Source organism: Dyella terrae (genome assembly GCF_004322705.1).
GTDB classification, from domain to species: domain Bacteria; phylum Pseudomonadota; class Gammaproteobacteria; order Xanthomonadales; family Rhodanobacteraceae; genus Dyella_D; species Dyella_D terrae.
On record NZ_SIZZ01000004.1, the window covers coordinates 143,618 to 166,687 of the forward strand.

A 23,070-nucleotide genomic window follows, 5' to 3' on the forward strand; every position below is an offset into this window, starting at 1 on the left:
GTGAGGTCGCGCCTGCGGCGCTGTAAACGGTGAACGGTGAACGGAGAAAAGCAGAGCTAACGGTTGCCTGGACCCGCTCTTACCTGTTCACCGTTTACAGCCCGCGCAGCGGGCGAATTCACAGGGCGCGTCAGCGCCCGGCCTCACCCAGCCACTCGCCCTCGAACACGAAGGCGGCCGGACCGGTCATCCACAAGGTGTGCCCCGGCCCTTGCCAGTCAATCTGAAGGCTGCCGCCAGGGAGATCGACGCGCACGCTGTCATCGACCTCGCCGCGCTGGTGCATGACGGCCATGGCGGCGCAAGCGCCCGTGCCGCAGGCGAGCGTCCAGCCGCTGCCGCGTTCGTGGACGCGCAGGCGCAGGTGCGTGCGGTCGATCACCTGCACGAAGCCGGTGTTGGCGCCTTCCGGGAAACGGGCATGCGTGGACAGCAGCGGGCCGTGACGGAACATGCTCGCGGCACCGAGGTCGGGCACCACGACTACCGCGTGCGGATTGCCCATGGACACGGCGCCGATCAGGAGATCCTCGCCACCCACGTCGATGTCGTAATGCGCGCCCGCGCCATCAGCCTGGAACGGAATGCGTGCCGGCGCGAAATCCGGTTCGCCCATGTCGACCGTCACCTGGTGCGGCGAGATGAGCCGCACCGTGACCGGACCCGACGGACTCTCCAGTCGCACCGTCTCGCCCAGCGCCAGCGCGCCGGCACGGTGCAGCCAGGCGGCGACGCAACGCACGCCGTTACCACACTGGCCCGAGGACGAACCGTCGGCGTTCCAGATGCCGTAATAGAACGCGCACGACGGATCGCGCGGACGCTCGATGGTGATCAGCTGATCGAAGCCGACGCCATTGTGGCGATCGGCGATGGCGCGAATCTCATCGGCGCCAAGGACCAACCCCTCGTGCCGGGCATCGATCATCACGAAATCGTTGCCGATGCCCTGCATCTTGGAGAAACGCAAATTCATGACGGCCGTCGGCTCAGTGCTGTGCCGGTGTCGCCGCCGTGCTCGCGTGAGCAGGCGCGGCGGCCGCTGCCGGCGGAGTCGGCTTGGCCTCAGGCATGAACAGCGGGCCCTTGTTGCCACAACCGGCAAGCATGAGGGTGGCGACGCACATGAGGGTAAGAAGCAGCGGGCGCATGGACAGTTCCTGGATGACGGCATGCCGGGTGGCTTGCCGCTGGATGGTAATGGATTTTGCCGGGAGGGTCGGGGCGACGCGCAGCAGCGCGCCTCGCCAGCGGCGACTCCCGGCCATTCCGCCGGCATCGTCGGAACGTAGCGGCGGCAAAGGCGTCGGCGCGCCGAATTCACGGGTTTCGCCGTTATCATGCGCGCCAGAGCCGCAGCTGACGCGGTGGAAGTCGAAGTATGGATTGGACCACGCTCCTGCGCCTGCCCAGCACGATGTTGCTGGTGCTCGCTGCCATTGCCCTCCTGTTCACCCTGGTGCAACTGGTGGCGGTGCGATCACGGCTGGATCAGGGACAGCCGCTGGCCGCAACCGGACGCGGCGTGCTCGTGCTGGTCGCCTTCTCCGTGACTCTGGTATTGGCCGGTGCCGGTTGGGGGTTGCGTGGCTATCGCATGCTGACCGAAGAGCAGCCGGTGCTCGATATCGACGCGCGCATCCTCTCGCCGCAACAGTGGTTGCTCACCCTGCACTGGCCCGACGGCGCCACGCGGCAGGTGCGTCTTTCGGGAGACGCCTGGCGCGTCGAAGCAGTCGTCCTCAAGTGGACGGCGCCTGTGATGTTCGCGCACGTGCCTCCGTTCTATCGGCTCGACCGACTGTCGGGCCGCTATGACGACGCTGCGCAGGAAGCCCAGGCGCCCCGCACGGTCGTCGCACTGGATTCGCACGGCAGCCTCGACGTGGTCGATCTCAAGCGCTTGCATCCGGGCTGGATCCCGGGCGTGGATACGGTTTTCGGCAGTGGCGTGTTCCTGCCGCTGGTCGACCAGGGCCACTACAGCGTGTCGCTGATGAACACCGGCGCGCTGGTGGCGCGTCCGGATGAGGTGACCGAACAGCGCCTGCAACAGCCGTTCGGCGGCTGAAGCCCTACGCCTTCTCGCGGTGCGTGCGCAGCGGCTTGGCGTAACGCCATCCGTCCGCGCCGTCTTCGTAGTACGACGGCAGTTCGGCGATACGGTGGTAGCCGAAGCGTTCGTAGATCGAGATCGCCGCCGCGTTGTCGGTCCGCACCTCCAGCCTCAGTTCCTTGCAGCCACGCCGGCGCGCATGCGATTCGGCAGCCTGGAGCAGGGCCGAACCCACGCCCTTGCCCCGTGCCTCGGCGTGCGTGGCGATCGAGTACAGGCGTGCAACCTTGCTGCCTTTGCGAAAGAAAACCACCGCCGTGCCGAGGAATCGCCGGTGGTTGGCGCTGGCCACGAGCACCAGGGCGCTGTCGCTGTCCAGGTGGCGGCGATACTGCGCCCGACTGAGACGATCCGAGGCGAAGCTTGCCAGCTCCAGTGCCACCAGGTCATCGAGATCGGAAAGTTCGGCGCGGCGCACGCGCACGGCGGCCGTCGCAGGCATCGGGGTCATCCAGGGATCCAGTCGGGCGGGGGCGGTCAGCCGTCAGGGCTAAGGCGAGCGCGGCACTCTAGACCCCTGACGTCGCGTCGGCAATGCCTGAAAGTTACTGCGGGCTGACGGACGCGCGCGCGGTCAGTTTTCTGAACGCCGGCGCACTTCCCGCCCTTGTGCGCCGACGGCCATGTGCCACACTTCGCCGCCTGTGCCGCCCCGTACCTGCACGAGACGACACCCCGCGGCCTAGCGTTGAATTGAGGTGTCATGACCCGTCTCGTCGTTGTCGTTGAGAAAGCTTCCGACTGGGAGTCGTACTACCCGTCCGTCGACGTCATGACTGCCATGGATTACCTGCGCGAACCCATCGGCGCGGACGACGAGCGCACGCAGGTCATCAACCTCTGCCGCAGCTACAAATACCTCGGCACCGGCTACTACGTGTCACTGCTCGCCGAGGCGCGCAGCCACAAGGTGCTGCCCTCCGTGCGCACGGTGAATGACCTGCGCCGGCGCTCGCTGTACGGCCTGGACATCGAAGACCTCAACCAGAAGCTCACCCACTTCCTGCCAGCCGGCGGACGCGACACAACCGACTTCGGCATCCTCGTGTACTTCGGCGAGACCGCGTATCCCGCCCTGCAGGATCTCGCGCGCCAGGTCTTCGAACTGTTCCCGTGCCCGCTGCTGCGCATCGAGTTCGAGCGCGACCGCGTATGGCAGGTCAGTTCAATCAAGCCAGTGGGTCTGCATACGCTCGACGACGCGCAGGAAGACGCCTTCGCCGAATCGCTCGATCGCTTCTCGCGCAAGCTGTGGCGCAAGCCGCGTGTGCGCAAGCGCTATCGCTATGACATCGCCATGCTGGTCGATCCGAACGAAAGCATGCCGCCGTCGAACAAGAAGGCGCTGAAGTCCTTCATCCAGGCCGGCAAGGAACTGGGCATCGAAGTCGATCCCATCGGCAAGATCGACTACCAGCGCCTGGCCGAATACGACGGCCTGTTCATCCGCGAAACCACCGCCAGCGACAACCACACCTACCGCTTCGCACATCGCGCGGAGAAGGAAGGCATGGTGGTCATCGACGATCCCAGTTCCATCCTTCGCTGCACCAACAAGATCTACCTCAACGACCTGATGATCTCGCGCAAGCTGGCCGTGCCGCGCACCGAGATCCTCTATCGCGACAACGCGAAGGGACTGAAGGACGTGGCGGCGAAGCTGGGCTTCCCGCTGGTACTGAAGATTCCGGACGGTTCGTTTTCTCGTGGCGTGGTCAAGGTGGAAAACGAAGCGGCACTGGAAAAGGCCACCAGCGAACTGTTCCAGCATTCCGCCTTGCTGCTGGCGCAGGAATTCGTCTACACCGAATTCGACTGGCGCATCGGCGTGCTGAATCACGAGGCGCTTTACGCCTGCAAGTACTACATGTCGCGCGGCCACTGGCAGATCTACAACCACGGCGCGAAGGGCACCGCAAAGTCCGGTGGCTTCGAAACGATCCCCGTGCGCGATGCACCGACGGAAATCGTGAAGCTGGCGCTGAAGGCCACGGCGCCGATCGGCGATGGCTTGTATGGCGTGGATCTCAAGCAGGTCGGCGACAAGGCGGTGGTCATCGAAGTGAACGACAATCCATCGATCGATGCCGGCGTGGAAGATGCGTATCTGGGCGAGGATCTTTATCGCCGGATCATGCAGGAGTTCGTGCGACGGCTGGAAATGAAGCGGTTGGGGTTGGCGGATTAGGCTACCCATCGCTCAGGTAGAAACACACCATCGCACTATGTCGTCATTCCGGCTTTCGCCGGAATGACGGCCTTCGAGGGAGTGGCGTATGCGGGCGCGCATTCAACAGCGTTGATTGGCGAATCGCCATATCACCGCCTCCATCCCCCAACCCCCTACAATCCCCCGCATGACCATCCGCACCTACCAAGGCATCACCCCCACCCTCGGCCAGCGCGTCTACGTCGACGAAGCGGCCACGATCATCGGTGCCGTCGAACTGGCCGACGACGTGTCGATCTGGCCCGGAGCTGTCCTCCGCGGCGACGTCCACCACATCAAGGTAGGTGCACGCAGCAATATCCAGGATGGCGCGATCGTGCATGTCACGCATGACGGTCCGTATTCGCCGGGCGGGTTCCCGACCATCATCGGTGAGGGCGTGACGGTAGGGCACGGTGCGGTGATCCATGCTTGCACAATCGAGGATTACTGCCTGATCGGCATGCACGCCACGATCCTCGATGGCGCGACGGTAAAGAAGTACGGCTTCGTCGGCGCCGGCAGTCTGATCCCGCCGGGCAAGGTGGTGGGTGAGCGTGAACTTTGGGTGGGCAATCCCGCCAAATGCGTGCGGGTGTTGACCGACCAGCAGGTCGAGCAGCTGCACTACTCCGCCGACCATTACGTGCGGATCAAGGATAACTACCTGGCCGGCTGACGCCGACCGCACGGCCGCGATTACTGCTGACCGGCGGCCGCGGCAGCCTGCGCCTGGATGATCGCGGCCTTGGCTTCGTCTTCGCGAATCTGGATCTGTCGCTGCGCATCGAGCTTGCCGCCGAGCAGGGCGAGTTTGTAGTTGGTGCCATCGAACTCGCGCAGAAGGCTCAGTTCGCGCTGGGCTTCATCGAGATTGTTGTCGTTGATCGAACGCTCGATGTCGTCGGCGGCCGGTTCGAAGAGGTCGCGCAGGCCAGCCATGGCGGTTGCATTCTCCGGTTCCAGCTGCAACACGCTGAGGTAGAACTCATAGGCATTGGCGCCCGCCGGCGCCACCAGGCGCCTTTCATCGACGGCGCCCTTGGCCAGGCCCAGGAGGATGCCCGAGCCGCTGTTGTCGTCGGCGCCCCCGGCACTGGATGCGATGGCCGGCGCGGCGGCTTTCATGGCCGCGCGAAACCCGTCGGACGACGGGCGCGTCAGCCAGAACGCAGCACCACCCAGGACGACGAGGATCGGCAGGGCAACGATCAGCACGCGTCGGCGCGACGCGGCGGCAAGCTCAGTGGACATGGTGGTGGCATCGGTGGAGGCCGCGCTTCTGACATGCACAACGCATGCCCCTTCGGCGGGGCGCCACGGTAGCCACGGCATGTGTCAGCGATGTGACGGCGCTCGCGCGACGTCCATGCATGACTTCCTGCCTGTGCGTCAGCCGAAGCGGCCACCGGTGATGCGGCCTTCCTTGTCCAGCTCGGCGAAATAGCGGCTGTTGTTGGCGCGCACTTCCATCGTCGTCATCGTGCCGGGCAGCACCAGCTGCACGTCCGGATAACGCTGGTGGAACTGGTCAGGCGTCGGGTGCGTGGCGATGAAAGCATCGAAGGAATGCATGTCGGTGACGAAACCGGCGACCGGATTGCTGGTTTGCGGCGCGGCCTGATTGCAGGCCCCCAGGGCAAGGGCGATGGCGATGACAAAAGGAGCGATGACGAACTTGCGCATGGGTGTTCTCCAGGACGGCGCGGGCATCATGCACGGGTCGACCTTTCCGGAGGAGTCCCGAAAGGCGCAGTGCCGTCTTAACGTTGATTGAGCTTTGTCTGACTTGGCCCCCCAGTTTCGGAGTCCTCCGAAACTGGGGGGCGCTCGCGTTGCTCGCGGTGAAGTCGCGCCTTCGGCGCTGTAAACGGTAAACGGAGAAGTGCAGAGCTCACGATCACCTGGATCTGCTCTTACTGTTCACCGTTTACAGCCCGCGCAGCGGGCGACCCCGCAGGGCGCGTCAGCGCCCGGCGCCACTACAGATGGAATTCGATCCGCTGGCGCAGCTCGCTCGCGGTGGGCGTCCCGTTGCGGGTGCCCGGGGTAAATTGCCAGCGTTCGACCGCACTGAGGGCGGCGCGATCAAAGACGTTCTTCGGGTCGGCGTCGATCACCGAGGCGCGGGACACGCTACCGTCCGCGTTCACCACGAAACGCACGTCAACCCAGCCGGTGCGGCGGCTGCGGCGTGCGTCGGCCGGGTAATACGGCTCGATCCGGCGCACCAGCACCGGCGCGGTTTCTCCGACCGGTTCAGCCGGAACGGGTGCGGCGTGGGTCGCCACCGCCGGTGCCGGTGCCGGTGGCGGCGTGGGCGCATTACTGATGGCCGGGGGCGCGACCGGTGTGGCAGGACTCACCACCAGCGGCTTCTCGACGGGTGCTGTCGCTGGCGTGGCAGCGTGCGCGGGGCGGCTCGCCGCCATGGCCAGCTGCTGGTCGCGACGCTGCTGGTCGTCAGCGACCTGCTGCTGCGCCTGCAGCTTTGCGCGCAACAACGTCGGTGTGTAGTTGGACGGATCGGCGCGTGCGAGCAGGTCGATCTGGCGCGTGACTTCGGCCGCATCGGCCTGGCCCATCGCCTGCTCCGTTTGCGTCGCGGCGAAGGGAAAAATCTCGCGCAGGGCATCCTGGGCGGCGCGGTTGCGGGGTTCCTGCTGCAGCACGCGCAGATACCACTCCATCGCGTTGTCCCCCGCCGGTGCCACCAGGTGCTGACGGGACATGGCCGCGCTGGCTCGCTGCAGCAAGCCCTGCGTTGTGGTGGGCGCGGTATCGCGGTGGATGTCGCCCGTTTCGACGACGGCGATGTCAGGCACGCTGTCTTCCTGGCCGTCGTGCTGGATTTTCCAGATGACGCCGCCCGCCGCCGCCAGCAGCGCAACGAGGATCAGGACGGCATAGCGCGTGGCGCCGGCGACGTGCCGGCGCGAAGGTGCAGCAACGAATGGGCAAGGCATGGGAATCGCAGCGGTGACGCGAGGCGCGCCAGCTTAGTGACGCGATATTGCGGATATGTTGCCCTGCAACGGTTATCCGTACTGCCGGCGCAGGGTTTGGTAAACCGGCTCGGTGTCCGGCCGCTTGCCATGCCACAACTCGAACGCATCCGCCGCCGTTTCGACCAGCATGCCCAGACCATCGACGACGTAGCGTGCGTTGGCCGCACGGGCCCAGCCCAGGAAATCGGCGGCCGACTTGCCATAGGACAGGTCGTAGCACGTCGCGCGCACGCCGACGAAGCCGAACGGCAGGTTGAGCGACTTGCCCAGCACGCCGGCGGACGTGGCGTTGACGATCAGGTCGAAACTGCCGAGGTCGTCGAGGTCTTCCCAGTAGCGCGTATGCGCGCGCGCGGGATCGCCGATGGCATCGGCCAGCGCATCCGCCGCTTCGGGCGTGCGATTGACGATGGTGAGCGTGTTGACGCCCGCATCCAGCAGCGACCACGCCACGCCATGGGCCGCGCCACCGGCGCCGAGCAGCAGGGCATCGTGGCCGCGCAGATCCAGCTGATGGCGATCGGTGAGGTCGCGCACCATGCCGTCACCGTCCGTGTTGTGGGCGGCGATGCGGCCGTCCGGCAGGCGGGTCAGCACGTTCGCGCTGCCGGCGCGTTGCGCCGCTTCGCTGCGTTCGTCGGCCAGGGCGAAGGCGGCCGTCTTGTGCGGCAGCGTGACGTTGGCGCCGTGGCCGCCGTCCGCAAAGAATGCGCGCACAGCCGCTTCAAACGCCTCGGGCGCAGCGTCGATGGTGCGGTAGTCCACCTCCAGGCCGAACTGCTTCGCAAACGCCTGATGGATCTGCGGCGACAGCGAATGGGCGATGGGATGTCCGAAGACGGCGTACTTGCCTGCACTCATGACGCACTCCTTGGCGCGGGACCGCCACGCGCGGTGCCCGCCGGTGATCGACGCGGGCACTGACGGCCCTGCAACAGCCCGCAAGTGTACTGCCATGCCTGCGGCGAGGGCGCGACGAGGCCCGCAAACCCGCGCCGCTGCGCCAGTCGCAGGCCCTGAGAAGCGCGCCCGGCAAGCTGGCTTCAACCCACGAACGGACCGCCGCCATGCGCAAGCCCACCGACGCCCACCGCCATGATCGCCTCGTTGCCGCCGCCCTCGTCTGGCTGCTGGCCGGCATCGTCGCCCTGTTCACCACCGTGGTGCCGGTGCACTCGGCAAGCCTGGGCTGGACCGGCACCTTCTGGGCCGTGCTGGCGCCCATCACCTTGTTGCTGGTACTCGAACCCGCACTACCCCGCCAACTTCTCGCCCGCGTGCTTCGTCCGCGCACCCGTCGCGCCACGCAAGCGATCTGGCACTGAATCAACGTATCCATCTGGCAGTGGAGCCGGGGCTTGCGGGATGCAGGCCCAGGGCAGCCGGCGGCAGCCATGGATGGCTGGGAGAGCCGCTCGCTGTGCTCGCTGTGAATTCGCCCGCTGCGCGGGCTGTAAACGGTGAAAAGGTAAGAGCAGGTTCAGTCGATCGTTGGCTCTGCTTTTCTCCGTTTACCGTTTACAGCGCCGAAGGCGCGGATTCACAGCGAGCGCAGCGAGCGGCCTCACCGCTCCAGCTGCTTCACCGTCGCTTCGTAACCTGCCTCCACCGCGCGCTGCCAATCCTTCCAGTCCAGCATGCCGATGTGTTCCAGCGGCGGCGTGACCAGCAGGTCCGCGCGCTCGCGACGGCGCTCGCTGGATTCCTCGCTGTTGACCATCGCCGCGCGCACCAGTGTCGACACCAGGCCCGGCCGCTGGATCCCGCCGCGGCGGGACAACAGCCGCCACCACGGCGGCGTCGCGTACTCCTCGGCATTGGTAAGCAGCGAGATTTCCGCGCGGATGTCCACGGCGGTGACATGGGCCATGCCATCGGCTGCCATCACGTCGGTGGGAAGGTTGTCCATCAGCGCACCGTCGATATAGACGCGACCGTGGTGCAACACGGGCGGCAGCACGCCGGGAATGGCGCTGGAGGCACGCAACCAGAGCCAGAGCGGACCATGCCGCTGCGCCACCATGCCGTCGCCGGACAGGCAGGTGGTAATGCAGAAGAACGGCAGATTGAGGTCCTCGATATCCAGCGCACCGAAGGCCTGGCGCAGCGTCAGCGCGGCGCGGCGGCCGCGGGTCAGCGCCACCAGCGGCAAGGTCCAGTCCGATAGCGGGCGTCCTTCGACAAAGGCCCGCCGAAAGGTTTCGGTCATCGTGTCGACGTCCCAGCCCGCCGCCACGCCCGCGCCGATGATGGCGCCGATGCTGGTGCCTCCGACGGCATCGAAGCTCATCCCGGCTTCGGCAAACGCCTTCAGGGCACCCAGGTGTGCCAGTCCCCGCGCCCCGCCGCCCGCCAGCACGAGTCCGCGACCGTTGCCGCTGACCCGTCGCGCCAGTCGTTCGATATCGGCCTGATGCCCGACGTGGTGATGCTGGAGCTCGCCACTGAACTGCGCCCGCCAGCGATGCGCGCTGCCCAGGCTGGGCTGGCGCCCGGGATGCAGCAAGATCAGGTGTCGTGGCCGGTGCCCGGCATGGGAGGGATGCAACGGCGTCACTTCGGGCCAGGGTCGTGCCGTCTGCGCGGCCAGGGCGGGCAGGAGCAGGACATCGGCCTGGCGCAGGCAGCGCTGGCGCCACAGGCGGTCGCCCTGCGTATCGAGATAGATCACGAACTGCGCCTGGGCCTCCCGTTCGGCAAACCAGTCGCTGCCTTTGCCGGTGCCATGCTCGCCATCGATCACCAGGCAGCTACCGTAGGGTTCGAGCGCCATCGCCAACTGCATGGCCAGCGTGCGCGCCGGCACCCCGGGGTCGACCGGCAGCATCGCGAATGTCCGCGGTGCGCCGGGATCCTCGTCGCCGCGCAGACGTTGCTGCAGCCGGGCGATGGCAACGCGGGCGGCGCCGAGCATGGCATGCGGAAAATCGCTCACCAGCTGCTCGAACGCGGCCCGATCCAGCCGCAGCAATTCCGAGTCCCGCAGTGCCCGCACCGTGCCCTGGCGCACCTCGCCGCTGATCAGGCCCACCTCGCCCACGCTTTCGCCCGCCGATACCAGCCTTGTCAGCTCGGTAGGGCCATCGAACGTTCCCAGGGCACCGCTGACCAGCAGATACATGGCGTTCCCGGGCTCGCCCCGCTTGAACAGCGGACGTCCCCCGGGGAGGCTGAACCAGACCAGCTGCGCGTGGAGGGCGGCGAGGGCGTCGGGTTCCAGGTGTCCGAATACGTCGCTTTGACGTAGCCATTCGGTGAAATCGGCAGTCATGGCGTCATGGTACGGCCCGTTGTGTGACAGCCCGATGCGACTTGATTTCGCCCCGGACGGTCGCCACGCTGGCGATCCAAAGGAGACTTTTGATGTCCAACGACAATCCCCTGCTCGCCGATGACACCTTGCCGGCGTTTTCGGGCATCCGCCCCGAGCATGTCACCCCCGCGATCGACAGCCTGCTCGCCGACTACCGCAAAGGCGTCGAGGCCATCACCGATCCGGCCACGCCGCGCGATTTCGACCATGTGATGCTGGCGCAGGAGCGCCTCGAACAGCGCGTTGCCCGCGCCTGGTCGCCGGTGAGCCACCTGCACTCCGTCGCCGACAGCGAAGCGCTGCGCGCCGTTTACGGGCCGGCCGAAGAACTCCTGACCGATCACGCCATCGAAGTGGGCCAGAACCGCGAACTGTTCCAGGCCGTGCAGGCCGTGGCCCAGGCGCCCGGGTTCGCCGGGCTGTCACGCGCCGAGCACGCCATGGTGGAACACGCGCTGCGCGACTTCCGCCTGTCCGGCGTGGCCCTGGAAGAACCGGAACGCTCGCGTTTCCGCGAAATCGGCGTGGAACTGAGCAAGCTGTCGACCGAATTCTCGAACGCCGTGCTCGACGCCACGGATGCCTGGCACGAACACATCACCGACGAACGTGACCTCGCAGGGGTCCCCGAGTCGGGCCTGGCGGTGTTGCGCCAGTACGCGCTGGAACGCGAACTCGACGGTTACCTCGTGACGCTCAAGCAGCCAAGCGTGCAGGCGGTGATGACCTACGCCGACAACCGTGGCCTGCGTGAACGCGTGTACTGGGCCTACCAGACACGCGCGTCCGACCAGGGCCCCGATGCCGGCAAGTTCGACAACAGCCCGCGCATCGAGCAGATCATGAAGCTGCGCCATGAAGCCGCGCAGTTGCTGGGTTTCGCCAACGCCGCCGAGGAATCCCTGGCCACCAAGATGGCCTCGTCGCCGACCGAGGTGATGGAGTTCCTCCACGACCTGGCCGAACGCGCCCGCCCGGTCGCGCGCGAAGAACTCGCCACGCTGCGCGAATTCGCTCAGCGTGAACTGAAGCTCGACAACCTCGAAGCCTGGGATGTCGCCTACGCGTCGGAAAAGCTACGCCAGCGCGAATACGACCTGGACGAAGAACAGCTCAAGCCCTATTTCCCGGCACAGGCCGTGCTCGATGGCCTGTTCGGCCTGGTGCATCGTCTGTACGGCATTGCCCTGCGTCGTCGCGAAGGCGTCGATGTGTGGCATCCGGACGTGCACTACTACGACGTGCTCAACGCCGATGGCCGGGTGTTTGCCGGCACCTACGTCGATCTCTACGCGCGCGCCGGCAAACGCGGCGGTGCGTGGATGGACGTTTGCCGCGCCCGCTTCCGCGATGGCGCCAACGAGCAGTTGCCGGTGGCCTTCCTCACCTGCAATTTCGCGCCGCCGACCGAAGGTCGCCCGGCCCTGCTCACCCACGACGACGTGCTGACCCTGTTCCACGAGTTCGGCCACGGTTTCCACCATCTGCTGACCGAAGTGGCGCTGCCCTCGGTAGGCGGAATCGATGGCGTGGAATGGGATGCGGTCGAATTGCCCAGCCAGTTCATGGAGAACTTCGGCTGGAACCGCGAGGCGCTGGATCTGTTCGCCCGCCACTGGCAGACCGGCGAGCGCCTGCCCGATGAACTGTACGAACGCATGCTGGCCGCGCGTCATTTCCACGCCGGCATGTTCCTGGTGCGCCAGCTCGAATTCGCCATGTTCGATTTCCGCCTGCATCTGGAATACGACCCGGAGATCGGCGCGCGCACCATGGAGGTGCTCGAAGAGGTGCGCCGCCAGGTGGCCGTGCTGCATCCGCCCATCTGGCAGCGCTTCCCCAATGGCTTCACGCATATTTTTGCGGGCGGCTACGCGGCTGGTTACTACAGCTACCTGTGGGCGGAGCTGCTGAGCGCCGATGCCTTTGGCGAATTCGAGGAGCGAGCGGCCGACGGCGGCAGCGTGATCGACCGGGCCACGGGCCAGCGATTCCGCGAGGAAATCCTTGCGGTGGGCGCCACGCGTCCGGCGCTGGACAGCTTCGTGGCCTTCCGCGGCCGCAAGCCCGAACCGGACGCCCTGCTGCGCAGCCATGGACTGATCGCGTAAGAAACCGCGTGCACATCGTGTGATGCGCACGATGTGCACGGCAGGATCCTTGCCGCATCGCCTACAATGACGCCCATGAAAATCGCCTCCTGGAACGTCAATTCGCTCAAAGTGCGTATCCCGCACCTCACCCAATGGCTGGCCGACGCGCAGCCGGACGTGGTGGCGCTGCAGGAAACCAAGCTCGAGGACAGCAAGTTCCCCGTGGACGAACTGGCCGCTGCCGGTTACCGCGCGGTGTTCTCCGGGCAGAAGACCTACAACGGCGTGGCGATCCTGGCCAAGGACGAACCGACCGATGTCTTCACCGACATCCCCGGCCTCGACGATCCGCAGCGCCGCATCATCGGCGCCACCGTCGGTGGCGTGCGCGTGCTGGATCTCTACGTGGTCAACGGCAAGGCCATTGGCGACGAGAAATACGCCTACAAGCTCGACTGGCTCGCCAAGATGCGCGAGTTCATCGCGCGCGAAATCGAACGTCATCCCAACCTCGTGGTGCTGGGCGATTTCAACATCGCGCCGGACGACCGCGACGTCTACGATCCCGTTGCCTGGGGCGAGGACATCCTCTGCTCCCCGCCCGAGCGCGCCGCACTCAAGGCCATCACTGACCTCGGCCTGCACGACAGCTTCCGCCTGTTCGAAGACGAGGGAAAACACTTCAGCTGGTGGGACTATCGTCAGGCGGCGTTCCGGCGCAACATGGGCTTGCGCATCGACCTGATCCTGGTCGGCGATGCCATCAAAAGCGCGGCAACGGCAGCCACGATCGACCGCACACCGCGAACCTGGGAACGGCCTTCGGACCACACCCCGGTCTTGCTGGACCTGGATATCTGATGAATACGACCCACCCCGACTGGCCCAGCTCCCTCAGCGACGCCGAACTCGACGAACTGGACAAGTACCTGCGCGCGCGCGCCAATGACGGCGACCTGCTGCTCGACGGCGTGCACGGCATGCTGTCCGCGCTGGCCGTCGGCCCGTTGCAGGTGCTGCCGGACGAGTGGCTGCCCGAAGTGCTGCACGAGCCTTTCACTGACGAGGACGAAGGCAACCGCGTGCTGGCGCTCCTGGCCAAGCTCAATGATTCGATTGTTGCGGAACTCGAAGTCGACGCGTACGAACCGATCCTCGGTGAAATCGACACCGAGACCGGCCCGATGCTGTCCGCCGCTGGCTGGTGCGAAGGCTTCAGCCGCGCCATCGACCTGCGCGCCATGCTGTGGGAAAAGCGTCTCGCCGACGACACCCAGCTGATGGAAATGCTCGGTCCCGTCATGGCCCTGGCCGTGGACGAAGGCATCCTCAACGCCGAAACCGAATTCGAAAAACTCACCGATGAGGAATACGACGAGTGCCTGGCCCAGGTGCCCGCCGTGCTCGCCACCGTCAGCAACTACTGGCACGAACACCCGGTTACCGAGGAAGAACTCAAGGCCCTGGCCGAAGACGGCGGCAAGGCCCCTGAGACTGAAGCGGTGCATCCGCCGCGTTTTCGCAGCGGGCACTGGCTTCATTGAGGTGTGGGGTCGCGCCTTTGGCGCTGTAAACGGTGAACAGTAAACAGTAAGAGCGAGCCCGAAAGCCGTTCGCTCTGCTTTTACCGTTTACTGTTCACCGTTCACAGCGAGGCGCAGCGAGCGCCCCGGGCGCGGAGCGCCCGGCTTCACACGCCACGGAAACAATGCGTTCCCCGGACGCGGCTTGGAACGCGGCACCACGACAACCATCATGAGCGGCAGTAAACCCTTGAGGGAGTCGAACATGACCGAACGCAGCATCATTCGCCGCATCCGCGGCATGGATACCTCCGATGGCGCGGGCGTGAAGCTCAAGCGCATCATCGGCCAGCCCGGGCTGGACATGGTCGATCCGTTCCTGCTGCTGGACGAGTTCCGCTCCGATCAGGCGGGCGACTACATCGCCGGCTTCCCGGAGCACCCGCACCGCGGCTTCGAAACCGTCACCTACATGCTTGCCGGCCACATGCAGCACGGCGACAACCATGGCAATCGCGGCGACCTCACGCCGGGCAGCGTGCAGTGGATGACCGCTGGCCGCGGCATCCTGCACTCGGAAATGCCGCAGCAGGAAAACGGCCTGATGTGGGGCTTCCAGTTGTGGGTCAATCTTCCCGCGAAGGACAAGATGACCGAGCCGCGTTACCAGGACATCGGCCCCGAGCGCATCCCGACCGCGCAGCCCACCGACGGCGTCAGCGTGAAGGTGATTGCCGGTGACGTATTTGGCGTGAGCGGCCCGGTGTCGGGCATCGTCACCGCGCCCGTGTACCTGGACATCAGCGTCGAAGCAGGCGCGCAGGTCGAAGTGCCGTTGCCGGAAGGCCATAGCGCGTTCGCTTACGTGTTCGAAGGCACCGATGCGCAGGTGGCGGGCGAAGCGCTCAAGCGCTCCGACCTGGCCGTGTTGTCGAAAGGCGACAGCGTGCGCATTGCCGGTCGCGATGGCGCGGCGCGCGTGTTGCTGGTCGCCGGCAAGCCGCTGAATGAAAGCGTCGCGCGCTACGGACCGTTCGTTATGAACACGCCCGAGCAGATCCACGAAGCGATCCAGGATTTCCGCGCGGGCAAGTTCTGATGCGATGACACACCGGGGCCCATGGGCCCCGGTTTCGTATCGTTCTGCTCAATGCCGCTTCGAAAGCTCGATGGACATAGTCACCGGGACTTTGCGGATGACGAGGTCGCCTCCCTCCCAACGCGCGCCCGGCGGCGCCACCGTCGGCGGCGTCCCGGCATAGGGCCAGGGCAACACCACGCCGCCAGGTGGAAGCTTCAATCCCGGACCGATCTGCAACACCAGCCGCCCGCGTTCCTCGCGCAGCCGATAGGTGAGTTCGCCATACGGCGTGCGCAAATGCTCCACGCCGATGCCCCCGCCGGCCAGCCACGTCGCGGGAATGCCCGCGGCCAGCACGAGTGCCTTGTCGCGCGCTCGCTCGTACGCGAACAGGTCATACGCCGAGCGCAGGTAATCCGAGGCGATCCATGCATGGGGCATGTCGCCGACGAAACGCGGCTTGCGCGGTTCGCGCCCTACCACCTCCGCCCACTGGTTCCACGCGGCGGGCCGACGATCGGCGAAGAAGAAGTCGACCAGCGGTTGCACGCGCTCGCGCCAGCCCAGCCGCACGAAGGTGGCGACCGTGCGCAATTCGTAAGGGGTGTAGTCATCCCAGGTGCGCTGGCCGTCGCGGCGGGCGACGAAATCCTTCCAGTAACGCTCGAACGTGGCGTCGACCAACGGGCGCGGCAGCCAGTCACCATTTCCCGGCGACAGCGCAATGGTGGTCGAGGTGGCGTCGAAATCACCCAACTCCGCGGCGCCGGGCAGGTAGTCGATACCGTGGCTGCTGACCGATGCGCTGATCGATGCCATGAGATTCGCGCGGAACCTGTCGCGCTCGCGTGCGATGCGCGACATCTCGTCGGCATGGCCGAGCACGCCCGCCAGATCGACCGCATCGTCGTAACCCTTCAGGGCCCAGAAATCATCCCAGTAGGAGTGCATCGGCTTGGCCGAATAGCCTTCATGGCTGATGGATGCCGGCATCAGGCCGTAAAGCGAGCGGCGCTCCGTCGTCTGGTTGGCCGCCGTACTTTCGCTGGCGCGAAGCTGGTCCATGTAGACGATGGCGCGCTGCACATGGGGCCACAGCCGTTCAAGCTGAGCGCGATCATGCGTGTAACGCCAGAGCTCGGCGATGGCGAAGATCAGCTCGCCATGGCTGTCGTTCTCCGGCACCGGATCCGAACCACGGGCATCCACGCAGCAGGGCACCTTGCCGTTGGTGAACTGATGTGGTGCGTACCATTCGACAAACTGCGACGCGACGTCGGCGTGACCGCTGCGCACCAGGCCTTCGGTCATCATCGCGCCGTCGCGAATCCAGGTACGCGCATATGAGCGCGTACCCGGCTGAAGCGCGGGTCCGTCGCGTGACATCAGCATCTGCGCGAGCGCGCTGCGCGCCGTGTCGACGATCGACTGCTGGTTCGCCGGCACCTGCAGTTCGACGCGATTGAGTTTGCCGCGCCACGACTGTGCCACCTCGTCGATCTGCTGTTCCAGCCAGGCCATCGGGTCACGCGGCAAGGCGATATCGCCATCGTGCATGGGCACCACCATCCCGATCGTGCGGCTGCCGTGCGCCGGGACATCCATGCGATAGAGCAACGCGCCCTGTGCAAAGCCCTCGTCGCTGTGCAGGGCATCGACGCTCGGGCGTTGGCCATGGGCCAGTCGCTCCGGCAGGTCGCCCTCGCTGAAATCGCTGGCAACGAAATCGTCGGTAGCCTGCAGTGGCACCACGCGATCCTTGCCGTTGACGATCAGGCTGCCGTTGCGCCACGCCAGGTCGTGGATGCGATGGATGCCGCCGGGCGTATTGAGGAACTGCGTCGGCGGGTTGACCTGGAAGGGCCGCGCCAGCAAGGCCAGGGTCAGTCGGCGCGAGTGTCCCGACGTGTTGTTGATGGTGTAGCGAAGCAACAACTCGGTGCGCCCGGGCTCGCCCGTTGCCGCCACCGTGGTGTCGAGGCTCAGGCCGTTGGCCTGCCATTGCACCGACGGGATGGGCAGATAGCCGTCCATCAGCGATTGCGCGCTGCGCACGCTGGCCCAGGTGAGCAGGTTGCGATCGGCAAGGATCATCGGCTCGATCGACCAGCCACCCTTGCCGACTTCAACCGCACCGTCTTCGGACAGCAGCGCCGACTGCGCCGCGCCACCGTCGACGCCGACCAGCGTCCAGTAGCTCTGCTCGCCGGAGAACCCCCGTGGATACATGCCGCGCGGCGCGCGTTTGGCCTGGGCCTGGAAGAACACATTGGGCGAGGCGCCCCAGGCCCGATCCATCACCTGCAACTGCGTCAGGCCGTAGGATCGCGATGGCCCTGCCAGCATGCGCAGCCGCAGATAGCGCGCGCGGGCCTCCGGGAGAAACACCGCGTCATCGCCGCCGTTGCCGGCGCGGGTCTCGCTGATGTCGCGCCACTGCTCGCCATCGTCGGACAGGGCCACCTGGTAGTGCGAGGCTTGCTGGCCGGCAAGCCACCGCAGCTGCAAGCCGCCGAAATCACGTTCGTTGCGCAGGTCCAGGGTGAGGTCCTGCGTGGTGTCGGCGCTCGGTACGCTGCGCCAGTCGCCTTTGCCGTCGAGCAGGCGTTGCGCCGTGTGGCCTTTCAGTTCGGACGTGGCTTTCGCGCGGGGTACCGGCCAGCTGGCGGGCTCGGCGGGCAGGGATTCCATGCGCAGGTTGGCGAAGCAGACCTCGCCCTTGCCACCCTGGCCGGCGTAGATGGTGAACTCCAGGTTCTGCGTGCGACGAAGCGAGCGGTCTTGCGTGGGGCCCCAGGCAAAATCGACCTGGCTTCGACGAAAACTGAGCCCGGTCCATGCGTCCGTGGGCGCCAGGGCGTCATGGCGATACCACCAGACGTTGTCGCCGCTGTCGTCGGCAAACTTCACCTGCAGATCGTTCGGCGACATCGTGCCGCGTACGTCAAAAGACATCGTGAAATTCGACGGCCAGCTGATTGGCAGCTCGCGCTTGAGCATCGCCGCGCCGGAGACACCGTGGAAATCGAAGTCCAGGCAGATGCCTTTGCCCTGGGGACCATCGACGGCACGCAGGTGCGTTTCGATATCGTCCGTGCCCTCGGCGCGCCAGGCCGACGCCTGGCTGAAATCATCCAGCACGCGCCCCGACGCGGATGCGTTGCCCGCCACCAGCAACAAGGCATACGCGGCGGCGCGCCATCCCGTCATCCCTTCACGCTCCCCAGCAGTAACCCTTGCAGGTAGTACCTCTGCAGGGCCAGGAACAACACCAGCACCGGCAGTACCGTCACCACGGAGCCGGCCATCATCAGTTCCGAATCCTGCACATGCTCACGCGAGAGCGATGCCAGCGCGATCGGCAAGGTGTAGTGCTCCTGCCCGGTCAGCACGATCAGCGGCCACATGAAGTCGTTCCATGCGGTGAGAAAGGTGAAGATCGCCAGCGTGACCATGATGGGCGTGAGCAGCGGCATGATGATCTGCACGAAGATGCGCCATTCGCCCGCGCCATCGATGCGTGCAGCCTCGATCAGGTCGTCGGGAATACCGCGCGCGTACTGGCGCACCAGGAAAATGCCAAAGATCGTCGCCATCGCAGGCGCGACCACGCCGGCGTAGCTGTTGACCAGCCCCAGGTACTTCAGCAACAGGAACAACGGAAGCATCGCCACCTGCGCCGGAATCACCAGGCCGCCGAGCAGCGCCTGGAACACGCGCTCACGACCGGCAAAGCGCAGCTTGGCGAAGGCGTAGCCGGCCATGAGATTGAAGGCGAGCGAGAGCACGGTGATCACCGAGGACACCAGCAGGCTATTGAGAAGATAACGACCCATGCCCGCCCGCGCGAACAGCTCGTGGTAATTGCCGAGCGTCGGCCGGGACGGCCACAGCGGCGGCGGCAGTGAACTGGCTTCGCCCGGCACCATGAACGACACGGACAACATCCACAGCAGCGGAAACACGGCGACGGCGGTGCCGCCAATCAGCAGACCGTTGATGACCGCTTTTGACATTCGCTCGCTCATGCCTCGCCCCGCTGGCGCGACGCGCGCAACATCACCGCCGTCACCGCGAACATGATGAGGAACAACAGGAACGCCACCGCGGATGCGGATCCGAGGTTCCACCACTTGAAGCCTTCCTCGTACATCAGGTAGAGCACGCTCACGGTACTTTGCAGCGGGCCACCTTCGGTCATGACGAAAGGCTCGGCGAACAGCTGGAAGTAGCCCGACACGGTGAGGATGCTGACCATCAGCATGGTGGGCGCGAGCATCGGCAAGGTGATGTGCCGGAACTGCCGCCACGGCGACGCACCGTCGATGCGTGCCGCCTCGTAAAGGTCGGCAGGGATGGCCTGCAAGCCCGCGAGGAAGATGATCATGTTGTAGCCGAAGTTCTTCCACACGGCGAACAGAATGATCGTCGGCATCGCCCAGCGCGGATCGCCCAGCCAGTCGACGGGGCTGATGCCGATGAGGCCCAGCGAATAGTTGGCGAGGCCGTACTTGGTGTTGAACAGGTAGCGCCAGATCACCGCGACGGCGACCACGGTGGTGACCACCGGTGCGAAGAGCGCGGTGCGGAACAGCGGCTTCATTCGCGCCAGCGGCGAGTTGAGCAGCATGGCGGCGCCCAGCGACACCACCATCGACAGGGGCACGCCGATCACCACGAAGTACAAGGTGTGGCCGAGTGCCGACCAGAACAGCGGACGATGCAGCAGCTCCCAGTAGTTGCCCAGCGCAACGAAACGCAGATTGCGGAGGTCGGCGAGCGCGTAGAGGTCGAAGTCCGTGAGGCTCAGCGCGAAGGCGGCCAGCACCGGGATGAGGAAGAACAGCGCCAGCACGAGGAGTGCGGGCGTGAGAAACAGCCAGGCGGTGCGTTGCGTGTTCAGGGCGCCACCCTCCCGTGCTCCATCAGCCAGCGACGCTTCTCGAGGATCCGGTCCGCGCGCCGGTCGATTTCCGCCGCCGCCTCATCGATCGAGAGATCGCCGTGCGCCGCCTGCGCGGCCACCAGCTGCATTTCGGTCACGATACGCTCCCATTCGGGAATCGGCGGAGTCGGTTTGACGCGCTCGAGCTGTTCGCGGAAAGCGCGGGCCTTGGGGTCGTTGCGCAGCGCCTCGCCCTCCCAGGAAGACCGGCGCGGCGGCATGTCGCCCAGCAGATCGTAAAGCCGTTGCTGCACTTGCGGACGTGAAAGGAACTCGATCAGCTGCCAGGCCTCGTCCTTGTGGGGCGAGGTACGGAAGATCACCAGGCTGGAGCCGCCGGCATTGGAGGCACCCGGACCATGGGGGCCCGGCAGTGGCGCCGTGTCCCAGTCATCCTGCTGCGAAGCCGGCAGGCGCTTGCGGAACTCGCCGATGTTCCACGGCCCGGAAAGATAAAAGGCGTACACACCGCGCCCGAACTCGGTCCAGGGATTGCCGGCTTCCACGTTGGTGATGGCGGGGGCCTGCCGCTGCCTGAAGGTGTCGACGTAGAAAGTCAGCGCTCGCCTGAAGCCCTCGCTGCGGAAGTTGCCGTAGCGGTTGTCATCGCGCAGCAGCGGTTCGTCCTGTTGCAGCGCCAGCACCAGCAGCTGCTCGAACTCGTTGGTCGGCAGCAGGATGCCCCAGGCGCCACGCTCGGGCTGGCTGAGCGCGGCCAGCATCGCGCGCCATTGCGCCCAGTCTCGCGGGGGAGCGTCAAAGCCGGCTTTCGCCAGCAGGTCGCGGCGGTAGAACAGCAGGCGCGTATCCACGTACCAGGGCACGCCATACAACTGGCCCCCGATGCGGTTGGTCGTCCAGATGTTGGCGAAGTAGTCGCTGGCGTCGATGGTTTTCGAGGCATCCACGCGCGACTGCAGGGGCTCCAGCGCGTCCAGCGCCGCCAGTTCGGGAATCCAGGTGTTACCCAACTGCGACAGGTCCGGTGTCGAGCTCCCGGCGATCGCGGTAAGCAGCTTCTGGTGCGCCGCCGTCAAAGGCAGTTGCTGCACTTTGACGTGGAGGCCGGGGTGCTCCTTCTCGAAGTCGGGAATCAGCTTCGCCACGGCTTCGCCTTCGCGACCGATGGTCCAGAAGGTGAGGGTGCGGGCATCGTCCGTCCTGCTGCTGCACGCCGCCCCCAACGTCATCAAGATCCCCGCGCACAGCCAGGCCGCGGCGTGCCCGGCGCGACGGAACAAGTGTGGTGCGCGGGAAGCCGACGTCATGGCGAGGGCTTCGCCTCCAGCCAGCCGCCGGTGAAGCCGGCGCGTTCGAGGCCCTTGCGGATGTAGGGATTCTTCTTCATCACGTTCCACACGAAGTCGCTGCGCCAGTTCTCGATCATCAGCACGATCGGACCCTGGTCGATGCCCAGGTGCACCGTGTCGACCCAGCCCACGTTGGGCACCAGCTTGCCGGTGCGCAGGTCGGTCTGCGTGTGGAAGCTCAGGTTGAAGGCATCGACGAAGCCGTACTTCGTGTAGATCCACTGGCCGTAGCGTTGTTTCATGTTCTCCAATGCCGGCACGACCACTTCCGGCGCGAAGGCAATGGAACCGGCGGCGGCGGTCGGCACGATGGTGCCGTCGTCGCTGATGTAATCCAGGCCCGCGCCGCGCGCGGTGTAGCCATGGAAGGTGCGCTCGCCATCGGCGCCCTTCACGACGAGGCCGCCGGGGCCGTTGCTGGCCGTGAGGCCCCAGACGTTTTCGCCATAACCGGTCCACTTAGCCGGATTGGCGATCGCGTAGGCGCGCTGCGCCAGCGTCGCGCGGCGACTGTTTTCGAAGTAGTCCAGATCCTTGTCGCGACTCCACGCATCGCGGATGCCGCGGAAATCCACCCACACATGGCTGTACTGGTGGCCGAACATCGGCGCGAAGTTGAGGAAGGTCTGGCCGTAGAACTCGCCCCACTTCTTGTCGTACTTGGCCGACCAGGCCTTCCACGCGTCATCGCCGATCGGATGCGTGGGCGAGCCGAGCGCCAGGATGTACACCAGCATGGCTTCGTCATAGCCCTGCCAGTCGTAACCGATGAACTTGCCGCCCGGTGTCCAGCCCATGCTGATCAGCGGCTTGCGCACTTGCGCCCAGGTCCATTCGACGCGGCGGTAGATGTCGTCGGCCAGCTGGCGGATTTCCTTCTCCTGCGCGGTGTCGCGGTCGTAGTACGACTGCGCGAACAGCACGCCGCCAAGCAGCAGCGTCGTGTCGACGGTCGACAGTTCCACCCAGCGCGCTTCGCGCTTGCCCGTTTCCATGTTGAGGAAGTGATAGAAGAAACCGTGGAAGCCGGTGGCGTCGTCTTCGCTGTCGTTTTGCGGCGCATCGTGGAAAAAGCGCAGCGTCGCAAGCGTGCGTTCAACGGCCTGGTCGCGCGTGACGTAGCCGCGCTCCACGCCTACGCCGTAGGCGGTCAGACCGAAACCCACTGCGGCAATGCTGGCGAACGACTTCGTCGGATAGTGATCGGGAATCAGGCCGTTCTGCGTATTGGCGCTGTCCCAAAACCAGTCGAAGGTGCGCTTCTCCAGGTCGTCGATCATCGGCGGCACCTTGCCCTGCGTCATCGGCGCGGCCTGCCTGGCGGCTTTTGCCGGCGCGGCCTGCACGGCGGCACCGGCCAGTCCGACCAGCAGCGCGGTCACCATCAGGGCCGTCTTGGGAAGGATGCGTGCGGATCTCGTGAGTGCGGTCATGGCGAGGCCTTTGCGTGATGCGGATGGTGCTCCGGTGAG

21 protein-coding genes are annotated in these 23,070 nt (G+C 65.9%); 8 read left to right on the forward strand and 13 right to left on the reverse strand.

Translation table 11 applies throughout. The features are described 5' to 3' along the window. Positions 1-130: 130 nt before the first annotated feature. Positions 131-976, reverse strand: a complete 846-nt coding sequence (gene dapF / locus EYV96_RS18035; RefSeq protein WP_131152985.1) for a diaminopimelate epimerase — start codon at positions 974-976, stop codon at positions 131-133. Positions 977-989: 13 nt separating this feature from the next. After that, the gene (gene lptM, locus EYV96_RS18040) at positions 990-1,151 is read right to left on the reverse strand and encodes an LPS translocon maturation chaperone LptM (protein ID WP_131152986.1); all 162 of its coding nucleotides are present in this window, start codon (positions 1,149-1,151) and stop codon (positions 990-992) included. Positions 1,152-1,381: 230 nt separating this feature from the next. Between lptM and EYV96_RS18045 the strand changes: the two genes are divergently transcribed. Then, positions 1,382-2,071 (forward strand): hypothetical protein, encoded by a 690-nt coding sequence (locus tag EYV96_RS18045; protein ID WP_131152987.1) that lies wholly within the window; start codon positions 1,382-1,384, stop codon positions 2,069-2,071. Between the two features lie 4 nt (positions 2,072-2,075). Here EYV96_RS18045 and EYV96_RS18050 read toward each other — a convergent pair whose 3' ends face one another. Further along, on the reverse strand, positions 2,076-2,567 hold the full coding sequence (locus tag EYV96_RS18050; RefSeq protein ID WP_131152988.1) for a GNAT family N-acetyltransferase: 492 nt from the start codon (positions 2,565-2,567) through the stop codon (positions 2,076-2,078). Positions 2,568-2,819: 252 nt separating this feature from the next. Here EYV96_RS18050 and EYV96_RS18055 point away from each other — a divergent pair, with 252 nt between their 5' ends. Together EYV96_RS18055 and EYV96_RS18060 are read left to right on the forward strand one after the other, a co-directional pair. Further along, complete coding sequence (locus EYV96_RS18055; RefSeq protein WP_131152989.1) at positions 2,820-4,304, forward strand: RimK family protein; 1,485 nt, start codon at positions 2,820-2,822, stop codon at positions 4,302-4,304. 169 nt (positions 4,305-4,473) lie between these two features. Continuing rightward, complete coding sequence (locus EYV96_RS18060; RefSeq protein ID WP_131152990.1) at positions 4,474-5,004, forward strand: gamma carbonic anhydrase family protein; 531 nt, start codon at positions 4,474-4,476, stop codon at positions 5,002-5,004. 20 nt (positions 5,005-5,024) lie between these two features. On the opposite strand, the gene EYV96_RS18065 is transcribed toward EYV96_RS18060, so the two are convergent. The 4 genes from EYV96_RS18065 to aroE all read right to left on the reverse strand — a co-directional run bounded on the left by EYV96_RS18065 (position 5,025) and on the right by aroE (position 8,194). Next, entirely contained in the window at positions 5,025-5,579 is a 555-nt protein-coding gene (locus EYV96_RS18065; protein ID WP_131152991.1) for a hypothetical protein, read from the reverse strand. Between the two features lie 138 nt (positions 5,580-5,717). After that, complete coding sequence (locus EYV96_RS18070) at positions 5,718-6,011, reverse strand: hypothetical protein (RefSeq protein ID WP_131152992.1); 294 nt, start codon at positions 6,009-6,011, stop codon at positions 5,718-5,720. A gap of 296 nt (positions 6,012-6,307) precedes the next feature. Beyond that, positions 6,308-7,291 (reverse strand): energy transducer TonB, encoded by a 984-nt coding sequence (locus EYV96_RS18075; RefSeq protein ID WP_131152993.1) that lies wholly within the window; start codon positions 7,289-7,291, stop codon positions 6,308-6,310. 72 nt (positions 7,292-7,363) lie between these two features. After that, on the reverse strand, positions 7,364-8,194 hold the full coding sequence (aroE, locus tag EYV96_RS18080) for a shikimate dehydrogenase (protein WP_131152994.1): 831 nt from the start codon (positions 8,192-8,194) through the stop codon (positions 7,364-7,366). Between the two features lie 206 nt (positions 8,195-8,400). Between aroE and EYV96_RS18085 the strand changes: the two genes are divergently transcribed. Further along, positions 8,401-8,658: a hypothetical protein gene (locus EYV96_RS18085; RefSeq protein ID WP_131152995.1), complete on the forward strand. Its 258-nt coding sequence runs from the start codon at positions 8,401-8,403 to the stop codon at positions 8,656-8,658. Positions 8,659-8,897: 239 nt separating this feature from the next. Here EYV96_RS18085 and EYV96_RS18090 read toward each other — a convergent pair whose 3' ends face one another. Next, entirely contained in the window at positions 8,898-10,604 is a 1,707-nt protein-coding gene (locus EYV96_RS18090) for a patatin-like phospholipase family protein (RefSeq protein ID WP_131152996.1), read from the reverse strand. A gap of 92 nt (positions 10,605-10,696) precedes the next feature. Here EYV96_RS18090 and EYV96_RS18095 point away from each other — a divergent pair, with 92 nt between their 5' ends. From EYV96_RS18095 to EYV96_RS18110, 4 genes are all read left to right on the forward strand, one after another. Beyond that, on the forward strand, positions 10,697-12,757 hold the full coding sequence (locus tag EYV96_RS18095; RefSeq protein WP_131152997.1) for a M3 family metallopeptidase: 2,061 nt from the start codon (positions 10,697-10,699) through the stop codon (positions 12,755-12,757). A gap of 75 nt (positions 12,758-12,832) precedes the next feature. After that, positions 12,833-13,600: an exodeoxyribonuclease III gene (gene xth / locus EYV96_RS18100; RefSeq protein WP_131152998.1), complete on the forward strand. Its 768-nt coding sequence runs from the start codon at positions 12,833-12,835 to the stop codon at positions 13,598-13,600. Continuing rightward, entirely contained in the window at positions 13,600-14,283 is a 684-nt protein-coding gene (locus EYV96_RS18105; protein WP_131152999.1) for a YecA/YgfB family protein, read from the forward strand. Before xth ends, EYV96_RS18105 begins: the two co-directional genes overlap by 1 nt. 244 nt (positions 14,284-14,527) lie before the next feature. Then, a complete protein-coding gene (locus tag EYV96_RS18110) occupies positions 14,528-15,361 on the forward strand; it encodes a pirin family protein (protein WP_131153000.1) in 834 nt (277 codons plus the stop codon). A gap of 48 nt (positions 15,362-15,409) precedes the next feature. Here the strand turns inward: EYV96_RS18110 and EYV96_RS18115 are convergent, their stop codons facing one another. From EYV96_RS18115 to EYV96_RS18135, 5 genes are all read right to left on the reverse strand, one after another. Beyond that, positions 15,410-18,553: a discoidin domain-containing protein gene (locus EYV96_RS18115; RefSeq protein ID WP_131153001.1), complete on the reverse strand. Its 3,144-nt coding sequence runs from the start codon at positions 18,551-18,553 to the stop codon at positions 15,410-15,412. Then, a complete protein-coding gene (locus EYV96_RS18120; protein ID WP_425478760.1) occupies positions 18,550-19,359 on the reverse strand; it encodes a carbohydrate ABC transporter permease in 810 nt (269 codons plus the stop codon). Before EYV96_RS18120 ends, EYV96_RS18115 begins: the two co-directional genes overlap by 4 nt. Before the next feature lie 8 nt (positions 19,360-19,367). After that, positions 19,368-20,246, reverse strand: coding sequence for a carbohydrate ABC transporter permease (locus tag EYV96_RS18125; protein WP_131153003.1), 879 nt, complete (start codon positions 20,244-20,246; stop codon positions 19,368-19,370). Next, the gene (locus EYV96_RS18130) at positions 20,243-21,478 is read right to left on the reverse strand and encodes a sugar ABC transporter substrate-binding protein (RefSeq protein WP_240732650.1); all 1,236 of its coding nucleotides are present in this window, start codon (positions 21,476-21,478) and stop codon (positions 20,243-20,245) included. The genes EYV96_RS18125 and EYV96_RS18130 overlap by 4 nt, the downstream gene beginning before the upstream one ends. 74 nt (positions 21,479-21,552) lie before the next feature. Further along, complete coding sequence (locus EYV96_RS18135; RefSeq protein ID WP_131153005.1) at positions 21,553-23,031, reverse strand: glucoamylase family protein; 1,479 nt, start codon at positions 23,029-23,031, stop codon at positions 21,553-21,555. Between the last annotated feature and the right edge of the window lie 39 nt (positions 23,032-23,070).

Excerpts from the sequence above, each read along its gene's own strand:
- dapF (WP_131152985.1), bottom strand. The coding sequence starts at position 976 with ATGAATTTGCGTTTCTCCAAGATGCAGGGCATCGGCAACGATTTCGTG.
- lptM (WP_131152986.1), bottom strand. The coding sequence starts at position 1,151 with ATGCGCCCGCTGCTTCTTACCCTCATGTGCGTCGCCACCCTCATGCTT.
- EYV96_RS18045 (WP_131152987.1), top strand. The coding sequence starts at position 1,382 with ATGGATTGGACCACGCTCCTGCGCCTGCCCAGCACGATGTTGCTGGTG.
- EYV96_RS18050 (WP_131152988.1), bottom strand. The coding sequence starts at position 2,567 with ATGACCCCGATGCCTGCGACGGCCGCCGTGCGCGTGCGCCGCGCCGAA.
- EYV96_RS18055 (WP_131152989.1), top strand. The coding sequence starts at position 2,820 with ATGACCCGTCTCGTCGTTGTCGTTGAGAAAGCTTCCGACTGGGAGTCG.
- EYV96_RS18060 (WP_131152990.1), top strand. The coding sequence starts at position 4,474 with ATGACCATCCGCACCTACCAAGGCATCACCCCCACCCTCGGCCAGCGC.
- EYV96_RS18065 (WP_131152991.1), bottom strand. The coding sequence starts at position 5,579 with ATGTCCACTGAGCTTGCCGCCGCGTCGCGCCGACGCGTGCTGATCGTT.
- EYV96_RS18070 (WP_131152992.1), bottom strand. The coding sequence starts at position 6,011 with ATGCGCAAGTTCGTCATCGCTCCTTTTGTCATCGCCATCGCCCTTGCC.
- EYV96_RS18075 (WP_131152993.1), bottom strand. The coding sequence starts at position 7,291 with ATGCCTTGCCCATTCGTTGCTGCACCTTCGCGCCGGCACGTCGCCGGC.
- aroE (WP_131152994.1), bottom strand. The coding sequence starts at position 8,194 with ATGAGTGCAGGCAAGTACGCCGTCTTCGGACATCCCATCGCCCATTCG.
- EYV96_RS18085 (WP_131152995.1), top strand. The coding sequence starts at position 8,401 with ATGCGCAAGCCCACCGACGCCCACCGCCATGATCGCCTCGTTGCCGCC.
- EYV96_RS18090 (WP_131152996.1), bottom strand. The coding sequence starts at position 10,604 with ATGACTGCCGATTTCACCGAATGGCTACGTCAAAGCGACGTATTCGGA.
- EYV96_RS18095 (WP_131152997.1), top strand. The coding sequence starts at position 10,697 with ATGTCCAACGACAATCCCCTGCTCGCCGATGACACCTTGCCGGCGTTT.
- xth (WP_131152998.1), top strand. The coding sequence starts at position 12,833 with ATGAAAATCGCCTCCTGGAACGTCAATTCGCTCAAAGTGCGTATCCCG.
- EYV96_RS18105 (WP_131152999.1), top strand. The coding sequence starts at position 13,600 with ATGAATACGACCCACCCCGACTGGCCCAGCTCCCTCAGCGACGCCGAA.
- EYV96_RS18110 (WP_131153000.1), top strand. The coding sequence starts at position 14,528 with ATGACCGAACGCAGCATCATTCGCCGCATCCGCGGCATGGATACCTCC.
- EYV96_RS18115 (WP_131153001.1), bottom strand. The coding sequence starts at position 18,553 with ATGACGGGATGGCGCGCCGCCGCGTATGCCTTGTTGCTGGTGGCGGGC.
- EYV96_RS18120 (WP_425478760.1), bottom strand. The coding sequence starts at position 19,359 with ATGTCAAAAGCGGTCATCAACGGTCTGCTGATTGGCGGCACCGCCGTC.
- EYV96_RS18130 (WP_240732650.1), bottom strand. The coding sequence starts at position 21,478 with ATGACGTTGGGGGCGGCGTGCAGCAGCAGGACGGACGATGCCCGCACC.
- EYV96_RS18135 (WP_131153005.1), bottom strand. The coding sequence starts at position 23,031 with ATGACCGCACTCACGAGATCCGCACGCATCCTTCCCAAGACGGCCCTG.